Source organism: Planktothrix tepida PCC 9214 (assembly GCF_900009145.1).
Classification (GTDB): Bacteria; Cyanobacteriota; Cyanobacteriia; order Cyanobacteriales; family Microcoleaceae; genus Planktothrix; species Planktothrix tepida.
The window spans coordinates 1-16,702 of sequence record NZ_LN889766.1; the positions used below are offsets into that span (position 1 = coordinate 1).

The window sequence follows — 16,702 nt, forward strand, 5'->3', positions numbered from 1 at the left end:
AAAGCAGGCAAGCGGTTTTGACAACTTACGCCCTTTGCGGGTGAAAGAAAATAGGTATCGCTGAAATGCTTGAGGGATAAAGGTTTCAACCTTAGCGTACAATTTTCCCGTTTTGGCACGGTGATGCCATGTAGATAAAATTTACCGGACTAGAGACAACAGAGCTTGGTGTAAAGAAAGAGGAATTAGAATCAGTGGCCCCCCGTTAGGGAGACCTCCAGCAAATCTTAGTAAATCTACTAAGAAACAGGCGTTAGAGGATGAAAAAATTCGGAATTCGATTGAGGGCAAATTTGGGCAAGGAAAAAGAAGATTTAGCCTCAATCGCATTATGAATAAACTAGCTCATACTTCCGAAACGGCAATTGCTATTACTTTTTTAGTGATGAATCTCTCTGCCCTTCTTAGACAGCTTTTGGGGTCAATTTTTTTACTCAATTACTTTTTTCAGATCATAGATTATGACAAGTTATCTGTTAACTCCTTACCTCCAAGAAAAGTTATTTATCCTTCTAACTCCATTAGCTAGTTAATCATCCGTTTCCTTTTCTGTTACTTTTTCAGCAAGCCCTAATTAGCGGTGTAATAGTCAGTTAGGTATCGTGCCATTGAACCGTCCGGCCGTCGCAGTCTGTATTCAAATTGTGGAATATAAACGTCACGGTTCAACAGTTCCCTGAGTTGGTTGTAATCCTCCATTGAGTCGCGCCAATACCATAAATAGTTCTGCCCAATCCATTCTGAAGGTTGGATGATGGCACGGGCTGGTAACAGTTTGTCATTTTGGAACAGGCAACGGTTATCGATTTGGGACACCACACAGACCGACTTGCCATCATGCCAGTGAGTTAATAAGAATTCTGTTACCCGTTGATAGTCGTCATCCGGTCTAAGAGTTAGAGGGTTGACCTTGGGGTTGACAGGTTCCGATGGTTTAGGGTTTGAGTTAGCCATAGAGAATTTCCTTAATCCTTGAGTTGAACCGTTATAAATAAGTGCAACTTCCCCCCATTTAGCCGCCGTTTCAGTTAACCAGCTTTCTATCAGTTGGTAGATGTTGAGCGCTCGCTAAACTCTGACCTCATCAAACCCGTTTACTCTCATCAATCGGTATGGGTTGCCGTCCAGTTCCACAAATCGGATGTCATCGTTCCACCGTACCCAGACCGCATCTGAGTTATCCCCCGTTACCTTCCATCCTTCAAAGTTATGGCTGATCAGTTCCGATTGCTGACTCAATAAACGATGGAATTCTGCAAGGTGAGGAGGCAACTGGACGCTGTAGCTTATCGGTTTGACTTCACCAGGGGGAACCCAGAACGGGGTCAAGTCGCGGCTTAACAATTCCTCAGCAGTGCAACCCATTAGAGAACACGCACCGGAGTTAACGAGAATGTTTCGGTGTTGGGTCATGCTGACAAGGAAAGTCGGGCGCGACTCGTTTAAGATTTCCTCAGCAATTCGGAGCCATTGGGCATCGGTTAAACCTTTGAGCATGACATCATCCTTAATCGGTAGTGTTGCAGGAATATTAATAGGATTAATGCAGTTGGGGTAATCAACAATTGCTAATTTCAACCCCCAACGGCGTAAAAAACAAACTATAGAATCTGTTTGAAACTCGACAAAATCTAACGCCTCAAACATTGACGGTAGGGAAAATTTAACCGTTTCTCTTCCGACTGCGATATTAGACTTTGGACATTTTAGAATTTTTAACATTAACCTCACCCCCGTCTAAATATCTATCTCGGATAGTGGTTAAAACTTCCACGTCAACACCTAACAAATGACTAAGCTTGACCATCTTGCCGTTAGTTGGACGTTTACCTTCTGCCAGTTCCTTTAGGAATTCACAACACAAGTCGGCAGGGTTTGGGATGTCCTCTGTACCGGAATTGGTTGAGTTATCGAGCCTGTTAAATTTTTCCTCAATAACCTCAAGTAGCCAATCCTGTTGAGTTTTGTCTGTTTCAGCCGTTGTCACCCGGATTCTACGCTTAACCGCTTCAGGGACATAAAAACAAATTATTTTGTCCCCTTCACTTTTACTTCTGGGCATTCTCTGTCCTCTTGTACTCATGTACTGTAATTAATCCCATTTTACCCCTCTAGTACCTGACACAAATCTTTACAAGTTCTGTTTGTACTATCCTTGCTATCCGTTAAAAGGGATAGTACATTAGTAAGGATAGAACTCTAACTCATCCCCTGATGATGCCCTTGAGAGGTCTACCACCGTACCTCGAAAACTGAATAGCCATACCGCACCCTCTCAGGAGGCACTACGGGAAGCATTTAAACGTTTCTATTAACAGGAATTCCAATGATTATCGAACCTGAAATTATCCCAGAAGGGAGGCGGGTTAAGCTGTTTAAGCTGGATGAACGCAAGGCGACTTATACACCCGTTGGGGAACTAGCCAAACAGCTTAAACGTAAGCCACAGACACTTAGAGAATGGATTAAATTATTGTTAATTTATTCTCCTGATATTTTCCAACATTATCGCCCTAAGAAGGCTTACAACCCTTACATAGTCGAATGGCTAACCAGAATCAATAACTATGATTTATCGGAACCCGCAAGCGCACCTAGACCGGAAATCATAGAGGATTACATTCAATTAAACGCAACACTCTACACCTTCAAAACATTCACTGAGGAACTGCAAAATGAGTACACAACAGAAGCCACAATCAACGCTGCAAAAATTATCAAAGTCGCTTAACATTTCCGAGACTGAACTAATTATCGTTATTAAACAACTTGGTTTAAACCCGACTGAAATTGATGAGAGTTGGGGAGATGCGATCGCGCAACACCTCAAAGGAACCAAGCCCCAACAACTCAACGGGAAACCACCGGAAACCCCCAAAGCACCGGAATCCTTCTCGATTAACGACTCCGATGATTTTATCGACTGGGAGGAAGTCGAGGGGGAACTGGGTGAGGGAGCGTTAGCACTGGTGAACGAGTTGGGACTAAACCAGGACGCTATCACCCAAAGTGATTTAGCCGCACTTCGAGAATTGGCTTTAAGCAATCCGGTACACCAAAACCTAGCGGATCACATTGGGGCAGTTGGCAGTGTTCAGGAAGGATTAACCAATGAACACATCCGAGTCCAATATGAGACAGGTGCGGCGATTGGTGAAGCTGGCAACACCGCTTTGATAATGGGAATGTTGCAAAGTCAACTCAACGGATTACAGCAAGCTTACAGCCTACAAACTGCCATTAATACCGACTTTCAAAAAATCCTTAATTCCCAGTTGGAACAGTTAGGAAAACTTAACCAAGGTACACCCGATAAAACAGTTCAGGACTTGGGGAAGAAGGCAACAACCAATCAACAATCGAGTGCAAAAAAAACAACAGTTCGCAACAGCAAACTGGATGTGATGGCTATCAAGAAATCATTGCAGAAATAGAACAGTTAAAAGAGACGGTATCCCAATTAGAGAGCCGTCTCTCAGTCTGCCAAAATCACCATGAGGACTATTGCAACATGAAATTAATTATATCAGCAATTAAACGGTTAATCGACTACTCACACACCATCACCCCTAATCAATACGATGGCTTGGTCATGCAGATGATGGGGGGATTCTGAATGCAGTTAGAAATCAATCCAAAGTCAATCGGAATTAGGTTTAACAACGGCTTTAAAATTTACTTTCAAGCCATTACTTGCAGATTAATAATTTACAAGGAAAGTCCCGACTCTTGGCTATTCCCTGAGCAAGTATTTTTTAAATTTAGCATAATTCCTGATGACCTAAACTTCTGGAATCATGCACTTTGGGTGTTTCCTAATCCTGAATTAATTAGCCGAATTATTCCCCCTTGGATAGATATCTATTCAGATAATAAAGGCGGGTATTTCGCATCAGACCGTATCCCGTTTTAAGGAGAATTAAACATGAATAGCGATAATTTTTTCTGGTTTTGTATCGGTGGGATTATGACAGGTTTAGTTATTTTTATCGTTCAGTATTCGAGGCAATTAGAAACCCGTAATGCTTATCAGCAAGGAACTATAGACAATCAAAGCCTATGGCTAGAACATGAAAAAGCGGAGAAATGGTAAATGGGCATTTTATCAGCAATTGTCGGATTATTCGGTGGTAAATCATCTAATCAAGTCGATTCCCGAATAGCAGTAAAGGGGGATGTTTCACCCATTCCTCAGAACCTAATTACCCCTGACTACAGACCGCAAAACGGGGTTTATATTACCAGTTCTGCCGAACTCTTAAGGGAATGGGAATCAAGGGGATGGATGATTTCTAAGGAAGACTTAGAACAACTCAAGATGATGCACAAAACCTTAGAAGAATATGAGAAATTGTCTAGGGATTACGGCAAGAAATTGGGAGCATTTTCTAAGACTGAAGCCAAGTTAGTCAGGACTGTTACTAAAACAATTCCCAAGGTTGCGGGTGCTAATTTCGCCCAATATGCTGCGAATCAACAAATGGGTTCAGAAATGGATAAAATTGCTGCGGAATACCAGAAAAACATAGCTCTGAGGCAAGCTGAAGCCCAAAAGATTCAGCAACAGTTAACACAGTTTCAAAACAAAATTAGAGAACGTCAACAACAGTTGAGAGGGGGTTAAATGTCTCGGTTTAGTCTCTACTTTGGGACTGGGTTGTTAAGCATTGGAGGATGGCAATTTCTAACATTAATAACTCGGTCTATTCTTAATTTCGGCTGGCTTTATTGGTCAGCCTTTTTTATTATCATTGTCGGGTCAATTATTGTCTGTACCGCAGTCGCTAGACGGGTTTACTCAGGACAGTTTGCAACAACTAACCCGACGTTTCTAACAATATCAATCATTACTTTAATTGGTTGTTTAATGGGGGTGATGTGGGGATGGGGCTTTTGAATTGGTTAGAGGATCATGAAGCTGCGGTATCGTCTTTAATTTGTTGTGGAGGCGGTTTTATAGCCTTGGCTTGGTCAACCGTCAACCCTGGACTAAACCCTTCTAGGTTCTATGCTTCGGGTGTTGCAGGACTGTTTGGGGCGGGTGCGATCGCTACTGCCATTAAAGGACTGAAAGAAGAGGAACGCAGCATTATTAAACGAGATACTGCGGATGAGATATTTACAATTTATCAAGCTGCGGAAGTCCAAACTGTTCAGAATATTCTGTTTCCGCTTTCTCCCATGCCAACGCCACCGGGGGGAATGAATACTTACTATCAGATGGAATTTAACCAGTTACCCAGTGAACTCGATTATTACAACTGGGATGGACTTGCTGACGAGGCATCGGGAATATTAGTTGGGGGGAACAGTGGGAGCGCGAAAACAAGTTTAGGTGCTGGTTTCATCGTGGGCAAACTTACAGCCGTCACCCCTGCGGAAGTCATCGTGTTGGACATTCACCAACGAAAAAATATCATCTGGAAACAGATGGGATTTCCTAGAGTCGAGTCAGATGTTGAAACCATTTATCAAATTATGTGCTGGCTGATTCAGGAAATTGAGCGCCGGAAACAGGAGGACGGACACCCTCTGATTGTGTGCCTTGACGAAATCAATGACACCCTTTCAGAGCTTGAACAACTGGACATCGTTAAACCGTTACCTGGTAAGGAAAAACGCAGAAACACCTTTATCTATGCAATCCGTAAACTCAGCAACGCTCGAAAATTTGATATCTGTTTATTGGGCTTCATGCAGTCGCACAACACTGAAGCCATAGGCATTGATGGGAAGTTCAGAAACAATTTTCTATTAGTCCTCTGTGGAGCAAGTGCTAGGGGAGAAATCCAAAACATTTGGAAACATGATGACCCCCGTTTTCTGCACATTAAGAACACAGCTTATCCGGTTGTTATTTCAGGCTCAAACCCTTTGCAAATTGCTGAACATCCCACACATAAACATCATACCAAGTATAAGAAAAAAGGGAACGCTCCCGCTAATTTAATACAGCCTAGATTCTTAGATAAATCATCAATTCCGATCTATGGAGTTGAGGAACAATCACAGGATTTTGAGGAGGATTACCCAACCCGTCAACCTTCAAACCTAGAGCCACAGTTACCCCGCTTTAACTTTCAGAAAGCACCGGAAAAACCAAAAACAAACCCGGTTATAAACGGAGTTGAGTTCTTCTTGCCTGAAATACTGGAAATTTTGGAATTAGCTAAAGATAATGGTGAGCTTTCAATCAGACAAGCTTACAAATCTGGGGCAGGTCAAAGGCTTAAATTAACATCTGAATCTACCCTTTTAGTGTTCGAGAAATTTGTTGAGGCAAGATTAGGTAGGATTGAACATCGACAAATAGGGGGAGCAGTTCAGATCATATTTATTCCGTCTTAGCCTGGATGGGGTGGATGGCTAGGATGGGGTGGATGGCTAGGATATCCAGGCAATCCACCCCCTCTACCCCATCCAATTTTTTATCATCCATGCCATCCATCCTATCCTCCCTATCCACATCATCCAGGCGAAATATTAATACTAACCCGGTGAAACTATGCAAACAATTAATATTAACCCGGTATCGTCCGAGCTAGACGATAGCAAGCCTAAGCTAATACTTTTAAAAGGGATTGCGATCGCTACCCTCACAGTTAGCTTGATTGGGGGAATTATTCATGTTGTTAGTAGGGGTCAAAGTATCACCCAAGCACCCAACAGTGAACAAGTCAAACCGGGTAACGGACGCAGGGAATTGAAAGCACTAATACAACCATCGGAACAGTCCTCTATTGTTGTTAAGAAACCACAGAAGCCCGTTATTGTTGAGGAGGGTTCTGAGGCTTACTACTGCATTAAAAACAATGGTGGCGATGGTTGCCTCAATAGAGATAGATTTGCTCCTAACTTTAAAGTGATTGCACCTCCCAAACCTCAGAAAACTTATGAGGACTATCTTGTTCAGTATGGGGTGAGGAGTGGTGATTGTGGGAGGTATTTGAACGGTAAACCAAACTGTTTTTAGAAGTGCGCTCGCTCCCCCCAAAACCTGTAAAAAATGCAGGGAAACTACAGGTAAATTTTGCAAATTAATTAAAGGGAAAACAAATGAAAAGCATTGATTTATATCAATTGAGTGAAGCCGCGAATACCTGCCCTCGTCCGTGCGTCGTCCTCGAAGACAACACAATCAAATACCATAATAGAGCTTTTAAAAAAAGCTACGGATTAACCCGAAACGTCCCAATCTCAAGCCTTTTACTTGATGAGGATGTTGAGGTTCTAAATATTCCGTTCCGTACATACGGAGGATTTTTTTAACGGCACTTTTCGCACGATTGCTACTCAAACGCCCCAATCGGGAATTGACTATAATATTAGTCAAACCCGACAAAATCATCCCCAACTCAGGGCTTACATGATGATTTTGCCGGGTTTTTTGTCGTTTTTGAAGGTTTCTTATGTACTTTCTATCACTATTAATAACACAATTTCTGGGTACTGTACACACAAAAATATTACAGATTAATTATCCAACACTAAGATATAGGTCTGTGGAGACTGTGCTTATGGTAGCCTCTACATTTTGCTGCTATTATGTTAGAGAGAAAAAAACAAACCTGGCTGCTTCCAACAACCAGGCAAAAGTCGAAAAATTAAAAAGAAAAATGTACAAATATCATAGCATTGATGCTGGGGTATGTTGGGGTACATCTGAAGAAATTCTTCCCCAATTCCCAATCTCTACTAATTCTAGCTCACTCGGTCAATTTCCGCAATTCTTGTGTGGATTGTGGGGATTGCTGAGAATAGCGATCGCAATACCCAAAACAACGAAGCTCAGGAACCCTAAATCGGGGGTAGCTCCTGAGCTTCGTTGTTTTTGATTCTTCAAATTACCAAGACTTCGACTTCTTTGGTAACTCAACAAACATTCAAGTATTAAAGGAATTATACCATGAAGAGCGACAAGGCGGCAACGTTAACCTGGATTTTAAAGTACAACCGAACACCATACCCTTACTCACCCCAAAACGCCGCACTAAAAGGGATGGAGCCAAAACAACCGGGGTATTTCGACGGGAACTATTTCAAGCAATTAAAATGGAAAGATTACCAAGACTGGGGAAGCCTTGATGAGAATTTTAAATCTAAATTAATTAAAACTTGGCATGACGATGAACGAATAGAAGGCATCGGGTGCAACGCAGGTTTCAACGGTGAATTTTACTTTTCAATGATTGATTTTGACCTCAAAAATTTTGAATCATTAGAGGCATTAGAACAAGCGGTTACGGGGTGGGAAAACCGCAATCCTGGTATAAGCTTATGCCCAAGGGTGCGAACTCAAAGCGGTGGCTATCGGTATTTTATAGGGTTTGAATCTATCCCTAAAAATTGGGGAAATACGATTCAATTCACCTTGACTCAAGGGGGTGAGAAATCTTTAGGTGAATTGATGGTTGGGTCGGGAGGATTAGGGATTATCCTTGGTAAAGGTTTGAAGGGGAATTACTCGTGGGATAGGAATGCTTGTGGTGATGTTCCGGTGTTTCAATCTCCTGAATCAGTCGGATTATTTGAAATAGAGAAAGTTCAAATAATTAATTCAATTTATGACAATAAAAGCATCTCAGAAGAAGCACGGGAAGCCCTAAGTTTTATCCCAGTAAGCCAATTTGACGAGGATTACCAAGGCTGGATCAACTTGGGGATGGCTTGTCGTGCGGCGGAATTAGATTTTGAAGATTGGGATAATTGGAGCCAGGGCAGTTCAAAGTATACAAATAGTAAGGAAACATTTAATCATTGGAAAACGTTCAAAGGTGGGGGAGGCATCACACCGGGTACACTTTTTAAATTTGCTAAAGATAACGGATGGAACCCACCCAAGCGGAACTCTAGCTATCAGAAGCCATTAATAAATACCTCAAATTCTCAAGGCAATGTGTCAGGAAATAATGCGTTAAAGCCAGATAATCAATCAAACGTAGTGCCTTTTCAACGGCAACAACCCCAATTCAACATTGAGGACATAGAGGAAGAATTACGCCAACTCGCTGAACAAAATTTATCTAAATCTAAACAGCAATTAAAGCTTAATGAACTGGCTAGAAAATTCAACCTTAATTCTAATAAAGCCTCAGAAATCTTCAAAAGTATTAAAGATGAAGCGGAGGAAGAAACCAACCTAGAATCGCTAAAAGTCGAACTTGAGGAACTCCTAAAAAACCGAAATCAATCCCTCGATTTAACTCAATATTTACCCGGTAATCTGGCTAAAATTGGGGAGTTTGCTAATCGGTTGTGTTTGCGTCCCGAAGTGGGTTTGAGTGCCTTTTTGACAGTTGCTAGTTCTTTATTGGCTGTGGGTTCAAAAATCGATTTATTGGATTATACGGACTTTGACCAACCGATGGGAATGTACACGGCTATCTGTGCCGAACCTAGTCAGAAAAAATCACCATTAATTAACAAGATTGCCTTAGAACCGTTGCTCGAATTACAGGAGAAAGCCCGGAAACAATATGAGCAAGAAATGATAAATTATCAGATTGATTATGCAGATTGGGCCAGCGATAAGAATAACCCCGACCCGGAGCCGGAAAAGCCTATTTTACGACGATACTTTATTAATGGTGGGTCGCAAGCGGGTATTAGAAATGTGTTGAATACCCACAGCATGAAGGGTTGGGGTGTATTGGTTCTCACCGATGAACTAGCCGCCAGTTATAAAAATAATAGTAAAACCTATAACGCAGGACTTTTGGAGGACTTCCTAACCTATTATGACGGCGTTGGAAAGATTGAGGCGTTAAAGGATGGTTTTCTGGGTGACTTCTCTCAATGTTTGGTGAGTATGCTTGGAGGGATTCAGCCCGGAGTGATTTCAAATTACATGAATGGTAGCGACGGGAACGGCCATTGGTCACGAGTAAATATTGTTAACCAACCCGTTAGCCCTTTCCTGATTCCCGACAACCCACCGCCTTCACTCGATATCAAAGTAATGTTGGTTGACTTCTACAGAAAATTATCTCAACTGCCACGACTCAATTTAACGTTAGATGCCAAGGCAAAAGCAGGATTTACCAGAATAAACAATAAATGCGAGTTGTACCGGGTCGGAGCCAAAACCCAAGCCTTGGCTTCCTTGTGGGGAAAAATGCCCGGTAAGATTGGACGGTTTGCAGCGATGATTCACATCATCGAACAGGTTTGGCAATATGGCACGGTTCAGAGCTTGGTTGTGGGGAAAGCGACGCTAGACCGGGCAGTTAAACTCGCAAAATTCTATTACCAAGAATCATATTCGTTGTACGCAGATTGCAGCCCGGTTAAAGAAGAGTTAGCCCCTCAACTGATGAAAATTATCTCTATCGCCGAAAAACGTCAAACTGCCATCGGAGCAAGCGATGTTAAACGTTTTGACCGTGAACTCTCAAAATTAGCTCCTGATGATATTCGAGCCTATTTTATCCAATTGGTAGAGCTTGGTTATGGTGAGTTAGTTGGTAAGGGGTGTTCCTTGAAATTTCAAATAATAGACAAAAATAGACAAATAATAGACAAAAAAATAGACGCTGAAACTCCTGTGGATAATGGGTTACAGCCAATAATAGACAAAATAGACAAAAAAATAGACAAAATTTCAAATGAACCTCAACCTAACCCTTTGGATGACATCACCCATATAGATGATGTTGCGGAAAATGCGGAACAGGGGGAAAAATTGTCTATTCTGTCTACTAATCCCACAAACGCTTACACAGAGCCGTCTACAGCGTCTACTGATTTGTCTATTAATTGTCTATTTTTGTCTATTATTCCGTCTGATAGTGACGAGCGCCCTCCTGAACCCACCCCAACACCCGACCCTGAACCACTAAATTTTGATGATTTGAAGGAAGGCGATATCCTATTCGATGGTGAAGGGAACCTGCATCAAATCACGAAATTTGACACCAGGAATAATATGTGGCAGTCGCACCGCCAGGACAGATACATCTCACGGAACGATATCTCTACCGGACAATTTCACCGGGCAACTGTTGAAGATATCACCAAATTAATCAAGCTAGTCATCAAAGGTAGAAACAAGATTCAAGCTCAATGGTTGTGTGGCGTTTATGGTGGTGATGCTAATAGCTTGATGGCTTTAGCCATTGATTCCAATGATTCATTAATTGAAATCTACGATTTTGATTATTGGGAGTAAAATTAATTATATCCTAGGGGTTTTTCCCAACGATAATTTGCGGTTGAATTTGATAGCGAGCGCGACTCAATCAAAAGGCCCCAATTGTCGGGGCTTAATGGAGTTTTGAATGTGGGAAAATTTTACAGCAATGTGAAATGAAGGGTTCCCCTTTTGTCCTTGTGGTTGAGTCTAAACCCGTATTTCTCCTGTACCGCAGTCCGGTTTTTGTCGGAATTTTTTTTAGGGTTGAACCAATCACGGACATTTTGATCACTGATGGGCTTCTCTGGATGATGGGTTTTATTAATCCATTTAGCAAGTTCACCCGGTGTTAATAATTTGGGTTTGGTGGTGCCACTTGACGGTTCAGAGTTGACTGTTAACGGCTTTGCACTGAGCTTGCCGAAGTGTTGACTCTTGACGGGGGGTGATTCAGTATTTTCTGTTTCGGTTTTAGGAGTAACGGCGGCTTGTTCCTCCGGTGTGGGGAATAACTGCAATTGTTCGCCATGTGGCTCATCCGAAGCAAGGGATACCCCATACTTGAATCGCTGTAATTCCTCACTGAGAAAAATCTCATTCTTAGCCGCTTCAATTAGAGAGGCTTTTAGCTTCTGGTTCTCGGTTTTGAGTGTGGCGATCGCCGTTTCCTTCTCCTCAATCTGTTTTATGAGTTCCTCAGCCCTAAGCCGTTCTGTCTCTAGCCGTTCCTCTGCCAGTTTCCGGTCACTTGTTGCGTTTGCCAGTTCTAAAGCGAGTTCACCACGAATAACCCTCGATGCTTCTAAATCATGTTGAGCGGTTGCTAGTTCCTCCCTCACCCGGTCAAGTTCACTGGTGAGGGCCACTACTTTTTTTCAGTTATGCTGTTAGCAAGTGTTACCAGTTCCTCACGCAGTTGCCCTAATAACTCAGCCTTTAACGCTTCAATGTCCAACTGCTTACCCGGTATAGTATCAGGTACTAACCCGGTACTGTCACCCCCCAATCGATTCTGAGACGAATAATGGTGTAATCCTATCTCCAATAATTCCAGAATCACAGGGGACACCATCGGACGGCCAGTGATGTGGTGCTTCTTCATTCCCTGTTCATTGGCAATGGCTTCGAGTTGGGCATACATCTCAACCGGAATTCTTAAATCGGCTCTGACGACTTGCTGGTTAATCCCCTCGACTCTGGCTTGTGTTTTACTCATGGCTGTTCCCTCTATCGGGTTCTATCATGTACTACCCCATACTAACAGACAATAACTGCTAGTAACTGACAAATAAGCGGCTGAACAGGAACCCGATACAGTACCGGACACTAACCCGGTAGAACCCGGTACAGAGCCACAGAACAGAAAACAACCCCTATCGGTGGGAAGTGCAGCGTTCAACCCTTCAGAAGCCACGTTAGATGACCTTAAGCGATATGTCCGAACCTATCAGCCAGATGACACTGAAAACCCTATAACCTCTATCAGATATCAATCCTAGGCACGGTATCTGGTATAAACCTGACACTAACTGATAGATAAGTTTAGCTTACCCATTCTACCTGGTACTATCGGGAAGAACAATCAATAAATGATTGACAGTAGCAGATAGTATCAGTTATAACTAAAGTATGGACAGATGAGAGGAAAGCAAACCCTGATGCTGGGAGCCGTGAAGTTTGAGACGTAGCGGTGATTCAAAAAAACTCTCTGATGCCTATAAAAGCCAAGAGACAAGCGGTTTTAGTTTCGCAGACCTGACCGCTTGCCTCTACTCATCCACCTTTCAATGGAGTAATCCAATGGTATCAATTTTTAACGACATCACAGCAACGGAAATCCGGGTCAGTTGGGTGTCAGCCACAGCCGGATATGTTAGCGGGTACAAGTTCGAGGTTGACAATGAGCAGGTAACTTTTCCCGGCTCCGACATCGACACAACAGACCGTGACCTGTACCGAGCGTTGGGCATGGCAGTTCGCAAAACCCCTGAATTCACCGACGCCAAACGGGAATCAAAATCAAATCATTTAACAGTAACTAACGGGAATTTTCCGGGTGTCTACAGCGTTTTTAATCCTTTAAATAGCAGTGTTTACCACGTCATAATCCATCCCAACAAAACATTCTGTGAATGTGCAGACCATCAGTACCGAAACATCCAATGTAAGCACATCAAAGCTGTTAAAAAACACATCGAAAAAGCTTTAGAACCCAAGCTCAAACTCCGGTCATGGAACATCGGAAAACTGCCAAGTGTGGGCAAAATTAAAGCTATTTCTGAATCTCAAATCACCGATGAGATGATTTCCAACGCACGGGCTTCTTTAGGGATTTAGGAGAGAACAACCGATGAACGAGATTAAACCCTTCCCTCGTTCTCGGTGTCAGTTCCTTCGACACCTGAGAACAGCCCCAACCCTTGATGCACGGCTTTTAACACTCGATTTAGGGCGGATTATTCAGCCAGAAGACATCATTATCGGTGCATCATTTTCTAACGGTTTAGTTGCTTGGTTATTGCGGAATGGTGAGCAAGTTTGTATGGCTCAAAACCAACTCAGTCAATACCTTGAAGACTTAGCAGAACTGTAAATTATTGGGGGGTGAAATCCCCCCTTATCGCTTCACAAAATAGGAGTAAAACCATGAACAGATTTGAGCAAAACTGCCTTGAGAGTGAGGAGATTGGGGAAGACTTCATCATCAACAACATCGAGTTAATTGACGCGGGAGAACCGGAGTTTTGCAAGTTTGAACGTGCTATTAAATTCGAGGGTTCAGTCCCGATTGAATGGATTGAAGTTTACGGATTTAAGTTTGGTAATTGGGGTTTAGTTCCTTCAGAAAACGACTGGCAACTTTACCACATCCCAGAGGGAAAATTTGTTACTTTCCTACCTTTTAATTTAGCCAATGGATTAAAAGGATTGAAGATTCTAGCCGCGTTATTTGGTGAGGATTTTACTACACCCCCAATGGGAACCAAGCCCTATTCCAAAGCCTATCGACTGGCTTACAAATTTGAGAAGTATTGCGCCACCGAACTGGTAGACCGGGCTTATTTTCTCCCTCCTGATTTTGACGATTCCGATGACGATGATGATCCTGTTTAGGGTACACAAAAACCCTGAAACCCAATAAAACCGTACCCTAAATGAACCCAACACCCAAACATTTAGGGTACACAAAACCGCTATAACTCAATAAAACCGTACCCTAAACCCAAACATCCACAAGGATTTAGGGTACAACAACACCCATCAAACCCAGTAAAACCGTACCCTAAACGAGAACTATGGCACGACGTAAGCAAACTGATGAGCTAACGATTGAGAGGGTAATCCAGTGGGCTGCTATCCTTTCCCCTGGACAGCGACGGGAATTGATTGATGGACTATTGGCTTTAGATGAACTTTCAGAGGAGAGGAGCGATCGCACTCCCAACCCAAATGATGGCAACGGCGGGGGAACTGGTAGAGGGAGCATTGAGAGAAAAACGATTAACGGTTGTGGGCCGTATCTCTACCTCAGATATTGGAGCGGGGGGAAACATAGATCAGTTTATCTAGGCAAGGCTGAATCAGATTAAAATTGATAACTATTCACCAATGACTAATTGGCGATCGCCTTTTCGATTTGCCCATAATTCCCGAATCTGATCAATTGCCTCAGCCGGAATATAATCCGTTTGAACGGGACGCATCGCTTTACAAATAAGATGATCTTTTCCGCAGGACTCCAGCCATTTTTGAAATTCCTTTCCGGTTTTAAATTTTAGTTCCTTGCCGAGTTGAGCCAAAGATTTCCCACGAAATACAGCAAGTTGCTTGCCGTCTTCATTCATAACAACTGATTCAAATTGAATTTCGGTTTCTCTCACCACTGCTTCAGGGCGACCCTGGATGAGTGCCAACATTCCTGCCCCGTGAAGTGAGACGATGGAGGCACCGGATTCTAAAACAAGTCGCTGATCTCTCATAGCGTTAGCTTGCGCTTCAGCAATTCGGGCTTGCAGTCGGAGAGCCTCTAGTTCATCGTTTTGTTGAGGGATAATAGTTTCGGCTTCACGGGTTTTGACGACAAAGTAAGCCTGAGCTTGAGCAATTTCCGTTTTGCGTGGATCACCATTCATCGCTACTAGATAGCAGGCATATCGAGATAGCTTGTAATCTTCTTGAGGACGACCCGAAGTTTTTGCCACCTCCGGCAAAAAGTCCTCTCTGATTGAGTTTCCAGCGTTTTCTTGGGATAAAATAGCACGCTCAATAGCATCAGCAAAACGTCGATATTGCTTGTATCCCAATAACTCCATCAACTCTCGCGCTAGCCAATACTCACAACCTTGATCATCAATGTGCTTGATAGAATCAAATGGCGATTGAACCTGAAGTTGAGATGAAGACAAAGGCAAAACTTGTTCCGTTTGATTTGTCGTCATTTGATTTGTAGTAATAACAGAACTTTCCATCGCCTTCATAATAGGGTGAGAACAGCGATTATGAGGGAGATTAAGCAATTCAGGAGTAGTCACAAACGATGCCCAATCTGTTAAATGGGATTCATTGAGGTAATGAGAAACTACTCCTTTCCCGATCCATTGTTGATGGCCATAGTCATATTCAGCCAAGAGAATAGGAAACAAGCGATCGCCATCATCCGGTTGACTACAATAAAGCCTAAGTTCTTTGGTGGCATCATCCCAAGTCATCGTATAAGTAGCGTTGGGGGTTGAAACAGAATCCTGGGTTGTGTTAGCTGTAATTAGAGAGTAAGCGACCCTAGAAGCTACAAAATTGATGCGTTGCTGTAGCTGACTCATTCGTTTCTCATATTCCTGTTGTTCAGTCTCAAAGATGCCAGGAGAACGACTTAAACTATAAGGTGGCAGTTTAAGTTTGTCCTTCTCCTTATCCCTTTGAGCCAATACAGATTGAGGTAAGCTGGCTTGAGAACTTAAAGACGGGGAAGACTCCGAGTGAAGAGCAGTTAGTCTCTGCTCCCATTGCTGTTGTGCTTTTCGTTTTTGCTGGAGACGAAGTTGTAGCTCAATTACCTTTAATGTATAACTCTCACCCAATTGATAGCCAGCAAAGTGAATTCCATTCAGTTCATATCGAATTCCCTGGGAAGTCAGATTTGATACAACTCCCCTCGACTGAAGGGCTTTTGTTAGTTCCCCAATGGAGGTACTATTCACAACAGCTTTATCAACAGCCTGCTGAAGAAGTTGCCGAACAGAAGGTTGAGGCTTTTGAATACGAGGATGATCTACAGCCAGAAATTCTGCCGTTTCCCGTGCTAAACGTTGAATTTGCCCTTTAGAATTACTGCGTTTAGCAACTTCCCAAGAGCAAGGCACAGAAGTTAAACCATAGCATTTCTCCAAATGTCGCAGTACCTTCTCAGTTTTGGGGTAATCCCACCAGACATTAGCGACTTCTCCTGTACTGTTGACTAAATTAATGACTAAATGGACATGGGGACGCATAGAACCACCGGGGTAAGTGGCATCCCTATGAAGTACCGCAATATATTGATGCTCTGCTAGATGGCGTTGCTTTAATAAATCC

Annotated in this window: 19 protein-coding genes and 1 pseudogene; 14 read left to right on the forward strand and 6 right to left on the reverse strand. The window is 42.7% G+C overall.

Going from position 1 to position 16,702, the window contains the following annotated elements:
• Nucleotides 1–127 precede the first annotated feature (127 nt).
• Nucleotides 128–529: pseudogene (locus PL9214_RS02685) on the forward strand (transposase); the annotation flags it as partial.
• A 41-nt stretch (nt 530–570) separates the two neighbouring features.
• Here PL9214_RS02685 and PL9214_RS02690 read toward each other — a convergent pair.
• From PL9214_RS02690 to PL9214_RS02700, 3 genes are all read right to left on the reverse strand, one after another.
• Nucleotides 571–954, reverse strand: coding sequence for a hypothetical protein (locus PL9214_RS02690; RefSeq protein WP_072717317.1), 384 nt, complete (start codon nt 952–954; stop codon nt 571–573).
• A gap of 114 nt (nt 955–1,068) precedes the next feature.
• Nucleotides 1,069–1,722, reverse strand: coding sequence for a hypothetical protein (locus PL9214_RS02695; RefSeq protein WP_072717318.1), 654 nt, complete (start codon nt 1,720–1,722; stop codon nt 1,069–1,071).
• Nucleotides 1,691–2,062 carry a hypothetical protein gene (locus PL9214_RS02700; RefSeq protein WP_072717319.1) on the reverse strand — a complete coding sequence of 124 codons (372 nt, stop codon included), beginning with the start codon at nt 2,060–2,062 and terminating at the stop codon, nt 1,691–1,693. The genes PL9214_RS02695 and PL9214_RS02700 overlap by 32 nt, the downstream gene beginning before the upstream one ends.
• A gap of 264 nt (nt 2,063–2,326) precedes the next feature.
• Here PL9214_RS02700 and PL9214_RS02705 point away from each other — a divergent pair, with 264 nt between their 5' ends.
• The 9 genes from PL9214_RS02705 (at nt 2,327) to PL9214_RS02745 (ending at nt 11,167) form a co-directional block, all read left to right on the forward strand.
• Complete coding sequence (locus tag PL9214_RS02705; RefSeq protein WP_072717320.1) at nt 2,327–2,731, forward strand: hypothetical protein; 405 nt, start codon at nt 2,327–2,329, stop codon at nt 2,729–2,731.
• Entirely contained in the window at nt 2,676–3,434 is a 759-nt protein-coding gene (locus PL9214_RS02710; RefSeq protein ID WP_072717321.1) for a hypothetical protein, read from the forward strand. The genes PL9214_RS02705 and PL9214_RS02710 overlap by 56 nt, the downstream gene beginning before the upstream one ends.
• Nucleotides 3,435–3,616: 182 nt before the next feature.
• Entirely contained in the window at nt 3,617–3,913 is a 297-nt protein-coding gene (locus PL9214_RS02715; RefSeq protein ID WP_072717322.1) for a hypothetical protein, read from the forward strand.
• Between the two features lie 12 nt (nt 3,914–3,925).
• Nucleotides 3,926–4,093 carry a hypothetical protein gene (locus PL9214_RS31085; protein WP_186440285.1) on the forward strand — a complete coding sequence of 56 codons (168 nt, stop codon included), beginning with the start codon at nt 3,926–3,928 and terminating at the stop codon, nt 4,091–4,093.
• A complete protein-coding gene (locus PL9214_RS02720) occupies nt 4,094–4,624 on the forward strand; it encodes a hypothetical protein (RefSeq protein WP_072717323.1) in 531 nt (176 codons plus the stop codon).
• Entirely contained in the window at nt 4,625–4,897 is a 273-nt protein-coding gene (locus tag PL9214_RS02725; RefSeq protein ID WP_072717324.1) for a hypothetical protein, read from the forward strand.
• Entirely contained in the window at nt 4,885–6,348 is a 1,464-nt protein-coding gene (locus PL9214_RS02730; protein WP_072717325.1) for a hypothetical protein, read from the forward strand. Before PL9214_RS02725 ends, PL9214_RS02730 begins: the two co-directional genes overlap by 13 nt.
• A gap of 157 nt (nt 6,349–6,505) precedes the next feature.
• Complete coding sequence (locus tag PL9214_RS02735) at nt 6,506–6,973, forward strand: hypothetical protein (RefSeq protein ID WP_072717326.1); 468 nt, start codon at nt 6,506–6,508, stop codon at nt 6,971–6,973.
• Nucleotides 6,974–7,906: 933 nt separating this feature from the next.
• Nucleotides 7,907–11,167: a DUF3987 domain-containing protein gene (locus PL9214_RS02745; protein ID WP_072717328.1), complete on the forward strand. Its 3,261-nt coding sequence runs from the start codon at nt 7,907–7,909 to the stop codon at nt 11,165–11,167.
• Between the two features lie 122 nt (nt 11,168–11,289).
• On the opposite strand, the gene PL9214_RS02750 is transcribed toward PL9214_RS02745, so the two are convergent.
• Both PL9214_RS02750 and PL9214_RS02755 read right to left on the reverse strand, forming a co-directional pair.
• Nucleotides 11,290–11,997 (reverse strand): hypothetical protein, encoded by a 708-nt coding sequence (locus PL9214_RS02750; protein WP_072717329.1) that lies wholly within the window; start codon nt 11,995–11,997, stop codon nt 11,290–11,292.
• Nucleotides 11,997–12,347 carry a hypothetical protein gene (locus PL9214_RS02755; RefSeq protein ID WP_072717330.1) on the reverse strand — a complete coding sequence of 117 codons (351 nt, stop codon included), beginning with the start codon at nt 12,345–12,347 and terminating at the stop codon, nt 11,997–11,999. The genes PL9214_RS02750 and PL9214_RS02755 overlap by 1 nt, the downstream gene beginning before the upstream one ends.
• A 584-nt stretch (nt 12,348–12,931) precedes the next feature.
• On the opposite strand from PL9214_RS02755, the gene PL9214_RS02760 reads away from it, so the two are divergent.
• The 4 genes from PL9214_RS02760 (at nt 12,932) to PL9214_RS33375 (ending at nt 14,721) form a co-directional block, all read left to right on the forward strand.
• The gene (locus PL9214_RS02760; protein ID WP_072717331.1) at nt 12,932–13,468 is read left to right on the forward strand and encodes an SWIM zinc finger family protein; all 537 of its coding nucleotides are present in this window, start codon (nt 12,932–12,934) and stop codon (nt 13,466–13,468) included.
• Between the two features lie 13 nt (nt 13,469–13,481).
• The gene (locus PL9214_RS02765; RefSeq protein ID WP_072717332.1) at nt 13,482–13,724 is read left to right on the forward strand and encodes a hypothetical protein; all 243 of its coding nucleotides are present in this window, start codon (nt 13,482–13,484) and stop codon (nt 13,722–13,724) included.
• 53 nt (nt 13,725–13,777) lie between these two features.
• Entirely contained in the window at nt 13,778–14,245 is a 468-nt protein-coding gene (locus PL9214_RS02770) for a hypothetical protein (RefSeq protein WP_072717333.1), read from the forward strand.
• A 182-nt stretch (nt 14,246–14,427) separates the two neighbouring features.
• Nucleotides 14,428–14,721 (forward strand): DUF6788 family protein, encoded by a 294-nt coding sequence (locus tag PL9214_RS33375; protein WP_072717334.1) that lies wholly within the window; start codon nt 14,428–14,430, stop codon nt 14,719–14,721.
• Nucleotides 14,722–14,730: 9 nt separating this feature from the next.
• On the opposite strand, the gene PL9214_RS29970 is transcribed toward PL9214_RS33375, so the two are convergent.
• Nucleotides 14,731–16,702: relaxase/mobilization nuclease domain-containing protein (locus PL9214_RS29970; protein WP_139294948.1), on the reverse strand; the 1,972-nt coding region annotated here is incomplete at its 5' end.

What these genes read in the sequence shown, in the direction of transcription:
- PL9214_RS02690 (WP_072717317.1), bottom strand. Translation starts at nt 954, where the DNA reads ATGGCTAACTCAAACCCTAAACCATCGGAACCTGTCAACCCCAAGGTC.
- PL9214_RS02695 (WP_072717318.1), bottom strand. Translation starts at nt 1,722, where the DNA reads ATGTTAAAAATTCTAAAATGTCCAAAGTCTAATATCGCAGTCGGAAGA.
- PL9214_RS02700 (WP_072717319.1), bottom strand. Translation starts at nt 2,062, where the DNA reads ATGCCCAGAAGTAAAAGTGAAGGGGACAAAATAATTTGTTTTTATGTC.
- PL9214_RS02705 (WP_072717320.1), top strand. Translation starts at nt 2,327, where the DNA reads ATGATTATCGAACCTGAAATTATCCCAGAAGGGAGGCGGGTTAAGCTG.
- PL9214_RS02710 (WP_072717321.1), top strand. Translation starts at nt 2,676, where the DNA reads ATGAGTACACAACAGAAGCCACAATCAACGCTGCAAAAATTATCAAAG.
- PL9214_RS02715 (WP_072717322.1), top strand. Translation starts at nt 3,617, where the DNA reads ATGCAGTTAGAAATCAATCCAAAGTCAATCGGAATTAGGTTTAACAAC.
- PL9214_RS31085 (WP_186440285.1), top strand. Translation starts at nt 3,926, where the DNA reads ATGAATAGCGATAATTTTTTCTGGTTTTGTATCGGTGGGATTATGACA.
- PL9214_RS02720 (WP_072717323.1), top strand. Translation starts at nt 4,094, where the DNA reads ATGGGCATTTTATCAGCAATTGTCGGATTATTCGGTGGTAAATCATCT.
- PL9214_RS02725 (WP_072717324.1), top strand. Translation starts at nt 4,625, where the DNA reads ATGTCTCGGTTTAGTCTCTACTTTGGGACTGGGTTGTTAAGCATTGGA.
- PL9214_RS02730 (WP_072717325.1), top strand. Translation starts at nt 4,885, where the DNA reads ATGGGGCTTTTGAATTGGTTAGAGGATCATGAAGCTGCGGTATCGTCT.
- PL9214_RS02735 (WP_072717326.1), top strand. Translation starts at nt 6,506, where the DNA reads ATGCAAACAATTAATATTAACCCGGTATCGTCCGAGCTAGACGATAGC.
- PL9214_RS02745 (WP_072717328.1), top strand. Translation starts at nt 7,907, where the DNA reads ATGAAGAGCGACAAGGCGGCAACGTTAACCTGGATTTTAAAGTACAAC.
- PL9214_RS02755 (WP_072717330.1), bottom strand. Translation starts at nt 12,347, where the DNA reads ATGAGTAAAACACAAGCCAGAGTCGAGGGGATTAACCAGCAAGTCGTC.
- PL9214_RS02760 (WP_072717331.1), top strand. Translation starts at nt 12,932, where the DNA reads ATGGTATCAATTTTTAACGACATCACAGCAACGGAAATCCGGGTCAGT.
- PL9214_RS02765 (WP_072717332.1), top strand. Translation starts at nt 13,482, where the DNA reads ATGAACGAGATTAAACCCTTCCCTCGTTCTCGGTGTCAGTTCCTTCGA.
- PL9214_RS02770 (WP_072717333.1), top strand. Translation starts at nt 13,778, where the DNA reads ATGAACAGATTTGAGCAAAACTGCCTTGAGAGTGAGGAGATTGGGGAA.
- PL9214_RS33375 (WP_072717334.1), top strand. Translation starts at nt 14,428, where the DNA reads ATGGCACGACGTAAGCAAACTGATGAGCTAACGATTGAGAGGGTAATC.